Source organism: Agarivorans sp. (assembly GCF_050295395.1).
Taxonomy (GTDB): domain Bacteria; phylum Pseudomonadota; class Gammaproteobacteria; order Enterobacterales; family Celerinatantimonadaceae; genus Agarivorans.
This window is the reverse complement of record NZ_JBNKPP010000280.1, coordinates 1-4,876: the sequence shown is the minus strand read 5'-3', so window position 1 is coordinate 4,876 and position 4,876 is coordinate 1. Positions and strand designations below refer to the sequence as shown.

Genomic DNA, 4,876 nt, shown 5'->3' with positions numbered 1-4,876 from the left:
AGCCAAATTCTGCTCAGCCTGTGTGACCAAGATACCAGCCTTTATCTAAGCCCTGAGCTGGCTACAGTAGAAGGCGAGTTAAACTCGGTTTGGCAAAACTTGGCCTTTCATAATGGCATTAAAGCCAGCAGCGCTGAGCAGGCCGACTTTGTAGTGATAGACCAACACAGCCACATCGACCTTAGCCAGCTAAAAGCCGGAACAGAATTAAGCCCAGAGCACAGCGCCACCGTCATCGTGCAAAGCAGTAGTTTTAGCAGTGGCCCACGCTTAAGACTGAGTGGCCCCGGCATTGCGCATAGCCGCGAACTGCATCTGGGAGATCTAAGCGAAACGCTGTTGAACTACTTACTTAAACCCGCACATAGCTTCCCCTTAGGGCTGGATTTTATGTTCTGTCACCAACAATCCTTAATTGCGATCTCTCGCACCACTAGACTGGAGTTAAGTTAATGTATGTTGCAGTAAAGGGCGGTGAGAAAGCCATTGCCGCGGCTCATCACTTGCAAGCCCAGCGTCGCCGCGGCGATACCAAGCTTGCCGAACTCAGCGTGGCGCAAATTAGCCAGCAACTGAGCCTAGCGGTGGAGCGAGTGATGACCGAAGGCGGGATCTACGACCGCGAATTAGCCGCACTGGCGCTAAAACAAGCCAGTGGCGACCAAGTAGAGGCAATATTTTTATTACGCGCCTACCGCACCACCTTACCCATGTTACTAGAGGCAAAACCGCTCGCCACCGATAAAATGCGGGTACAACGGCGCATCTCGGCCAGCTTTAAAGATCTGCCCGGTGGCCAGCAATTAGGGCCAACTTATGATTACAGCCATCGCTTACTCGACTTTAGCCTGTTAGCCGAGCAACAAGCCGAGCACCCCGGCGCGCCAGCTCAAAGCGGCGTCCAAGCAGCGGCCGAGACCAAATCAGAGAGCCAAGCAGCAGAAGCTTTTAGCAAAGTGTTTTCGCTTTTAGAGCAACAGGGCCTTGCCCAAGCCGAGCAAGATAACGGCGAAGCACCCGCCGACATTACTCAGCAAGCGATTTCTTACCCTTGTTCTCGTGCGGCAAGGCTGCAACAGCTAAGCCGAGGCGACGAAGGCTTTTTGCTGTCGCTGGCCTATTCCACCCAGCGCGGCTATGGGCGCAACCACCCCTTTGCCGGTGAAATTCGCAGCGGTGAAGTGGCCCTTGAAGTCTGCCCCGAAGAACTCGGTTTTAGCATAGAGATTGGCGCGGTATTACTCACCGAATGTGAAATGGTCAATGGCTTGGTTAAACCGAAAAACCAAGCCGCTCATTTTACTCGCGGTTACGGCCTCGCCTTTGGCTTTAGTGAACGCAAGGCCATGGCGGTAGCCCTGTTAGACCGCGCCTTGCAGTGCCAGCAATACAACGAGCCGGTAAGCAGCCCAGCCCAAGATGAAGAATTTGTATTGGCCCATGCCGATAACGTGGAGGCGGCAGGCTTTGTCTCTCACCTAAAACTGCCCCATTACGTGGATTTCCAATCGGAACTGGAACTGCTGCGGAAAATGCGCCAACAAGGAGACGCTGATGAAGAGCTTTAGCCAGCAAGTGGCCAGCCTAGAGCAAGCCAGCCCAGCCTATAATTTTGGCTATTTAGACGAACAAACCAAACGGATGATCCGCCGCGCCATTCTAAAAGGGGTGGCCATTCCCGGTTATCAAGTGCCCTTTGGTGGGCGCGAAATGCCCATGCCCTATGGTTGGGGCACCGGAGGCATCATGCTAAGTGCCGCAATACTGGGGCAAGACGACGTATTTAAAGTGATCGACCAAGGCGCCGACGATACCACCAATGCGGTATCGATTCGCCAGTTCTTTAGCAAGGTCTGCGACCTGACTACCACCGTGCGCACCACAGACGCCAGCGTCATTCAAACTCGTCACCGTATTCCCGAGCAGCCCTTAGAACACGGTCAAATCATGGTATTTCAAGTGCCCATTCCCGAGCCCTTGCGCTTCATTGAGCCTCGGGAAACCGAGACCAAGAAAATGCACGCCTTGGAAGAATATGGCTCGATGCAGGTGAAACTGTATGAAGACATCGTTAACTACGGCTATATCGCCACCAGTTACGCCTATCCGGTGATGGTGCAGCAGCGGTACTTAATGGATCCTTCACCCATTCCGAAGTTTGACAATCCTAAGCTACACCGCTCACCCGCCCTGATGTTATTTGGCGCGGGGCGGGAAAAGCGCATTTATTGCATTCCGCCTTATACCGAGGTAAAGAGCCTCGATTTTGAAGACCATCCCTTCAGCATTCAACGCTGGGAGCAAGCCTGTAGCCTGTGTGGCAGCCACGATACCTTTCTCGACGAAGTACTCATCGATGACCAAGGCCAACGCATGTTTATCTGCTCCGATACCGACTATTGCCAACAACAAGCCGCAGCTCTAGGAGTCTCGCATGACTAATTTAGCGACCCCGCTCAACTCTTCCAGCCCAGCCCTAATCCCGGAGCAAAACGAGGCTTTACTCGAAGCCAGCAACTTGAGCATGCTCTACGCGCCAGGTAAAGGCTTTGAAGCACTCGACTTACAACTGTATCGCGGCGAAGTATTAGCCATTGTGGGTGAATCTGGCTCGGGTAAAACCACCCTATTAAAAACCCTGTCGGGACGCCTCCCCCCCCAAACTGGCACGGTGAAATTTAGCGCCGAACAGCACAGCGTAGAACTATACCAAGTCTCTGAAGCGCAGCGCCGCCGCATAATTCGCCAGCACTTTGGCATTGTTCATCAGCACCCCTTAGATGGCCTAAGACCAATGGTATCGGCTGGCGGCAATATTGGTGAGCGCTTGATGGAGGCAGGCTGTCGCCACTATGGCGAGATCAGAAAACAAGCGCTTAGCTGGCTCAACGCAGTAGAAATTGATAGCAGCCGCATCGACGACATTCCGCTCACCTTCTCTGGCGGTATGCAACAGCGCTTACAAATTGCCCGCAACCTAGTCACCCACCCGCAGCTGGTATTTATGGATGAACCCACCGGCGGTTTGGATGTATCGGTACAGGCGCGGCTGCTGGATTTGCTGCGCAAGCTGGTGAGTGAACTGCAACTGGCAGTGGTGATAGTCACCCACGACTTAGCCGTAGCACGCCTGCTAGCCGATCGCATCATGGTGATGAAACAAGGCCAAGTGGTAGAAAGCGGGTTGTGTGATCAGGTACTAGATGACCCTCACCATGCCTATACCCAACTGCTAGTTTCCTCCGTGTTACAACAATAAGCGCTGCAATAAGGACCGATCATGCAAGCACTGATGAGAGCGAAAAACATCGACAAAACCTTTGTATTACACAACCAAGGGGCAACGCGTTTAAGCGTATTACAACAGCAAAACTTAGAGATTTTTGCTGGCGAATGTGTGGTACTCAATGGCAGCTCTGGTTCGGGTAAATCCAGCCTGCTGCGCTCACTGTATGGTAACTATCAAGTCGACAGTGGCGAGTTACTGTTACGCCAAGGCGAACAATGGCTTGATTTAGCCAGCGCCTCACCACGGCAAATTATTGCACTGCGCCGCTCTACCATTGGCTGGGTGAGCCAATTTTTACGGGTGATCCCACGCCTCTCAGCCTTAGACATTGTGATGCAACCAATGCTAGAAAATGGCTTTAGTGAAAGCGCCGCCAAGGCCAAGGCGCAGAACTTACTGAGCCAGCTTAATGTGCCACAGCGCTTATGGTCGCTGGCCCCGGCTACCTTCTCTGGTGGCGAGCAGCAGCGGGTGAACATTGCCCGCGGCTTTGCTCTGGACTACCCAATTTTATTGCTCGACGAACCCACCGCATCGCTAGACAAACATAACGCCCAACAAGTGGTCGAGTTAATCCTCGCCGCCAAACAACGCGGCGCCGCCATTGTTGGCATTTTTCACGATGTGTGGGTACGCGACTTAGTTGCCGACCGCCTGCACCACATGCAAGCCCTTAGCCCCAGCGCAGAATAGCCCTTAGCCAAACAAAGGATAGCTCGATGATAATTACCAATGTGAAAATGATCCTTGAACAGGAAGTCGTTAACGGCTCGTTAGAAGTAAGAGAGGGGCGCATCGTCGCGCTAAGCGATACTCAAAGTCGCCATAGTAGCGCCATTGATGGCCAAGGCGCTTATTTGCTTCCCGGCCTGGTGGAACTGCATACCGACAACCTAGAAAAGTTTTTCACCCCTCGCCCCAAGGTAAACTGGCCCGGTGGCTCGGCCATGGCTAGCCACGACGCACTAATGATCTCTAGCGGCATCACCACGGTACTCGACGCCATTGCGCTGGGTTACATTAACGATCAGGGCGCCCGATTAGCCAACCTTGAGCGCATGCTTAACACCATAGTTAGCAGCCAACAGCGCGGGCTCAACCGCGCCGAGCACTTACTGCACCTGCGCTGCGAATTACCCAATGCCGATACCGCCAGCACCTTTGAAGCCCTAGTAGAACAAGGCCCGGTGGCGATGGTGTCGTTAATGGATCATACCCCCGGTCAGCGCCAGTTTGTCGACAGTGAAAAATACCGCACCTATTACATGGGTAAATATGGCCTTAACGAAGCAGAAATGGCCAAGTTTGAAGCCGAGCAAACCGCCGCTTCAGAAAAGTGGTCTGATGCCAACCGCCAGCAAATCGCTCAATCGGCACGTCAACGCGGCATCGCCTTGGCCAGCCACGACGATGCCACCGTAGAACACGCCCTAGAATCATCGGCCTTAGGCTGTGCGGTAGCCGAATTTCCCACCACCGTTGCCGCCGCCAAAGCCTCGCATGAGGCTGGGCTAAAAGTGATGATGGGAGCGCCTAATATCGTGCGCGGCGGTTCTCACTCTGGCAATGTGGCCGCCGCCGAGCTAG

Annotated in this window: 6 protein-coding genes; all 6 read left to right on the top strand. The window is 53.6% G+C overall.

Annotation, left to right across the window (positions count from 1 at the left end; all coding sequences use genetic code 11):
* The coding region (gene phnH, locus ACQY6Q_RS16650) for a phosphonate C-P lyase system protein PhnH (RefSeq protein WP_427983188.1) at positions 1–453 on the top strand (453 nt) is incomplete at its 5' end.
* Complete coding sequence (locus ACQY6Q_RS16645) at positions 453–1,568, top strand: carbon-phosphorus lyase complex subunit PhnI (protein WP_427983186.1); 1,116 nt, start codon at positions 453–455, stop codon at positions 1,566–1,568. The genes phnH and ACQY6Q_RS16645, both read left to right, overlap by 1 nt.
* Positions 1,555–2,442: an alpha-D-ribose 1-methylphosphonate 5-phosphate C-P-lyase PhnJ gene (locus ACQY6Q_RS16640; protein ID WP_427983184.1), complete on the top strand. Its 888-nt coding sequence runs from the start codon at positions 1,555–1,557 to the stop codon at positions 2,440–2,442. Before ACQY6Q_RS16645 ends, ACQY6Q_RS16640 begins: the two co-directional genes overlap by 14 nt.
* Positions 2,435–3,259, top strand: a complete 825-nt coding sequence (gene phnK / locus ACQY6Q_RS16635; RefSeq protein WP_427983182.1) for a phosphonate C-P lyase system protein PhnK — start codon at positions 2,435–2,437, stop codon at positions 3,257–3,259. Before ACQY6Q_RS16640 ends, phnK begins: the two co-directional genes overlap by 8 nt.
* A gap of 21 nt (positions 3,260–3,280) precedes the next feature.
* Positions 3,281–3,982: a phosphonate C-P lyase system protein PhnL gene (gene phnL / locus ACQY6Q_RS16630; RefSeq protein WP_427983180.1), complete on the top strand. Its 702-nt coding sequence runs from the start codon at positions 3,281–3,283 to the stop codon at positions 3,980–3,982.
* Between the two features lie 26 nt (positions 3,983–4,008).
* Positions 4,009–4,876 (top strand): alpha-D-ribose 1-methylphosphonate 5-triphosphate diphosphatase (phnM, locus tag ACQY6Q_RS16625; RefSeq protein WP_427983178.1); only part of this gene is annotated, 868 nt, incomplete at its 3' end.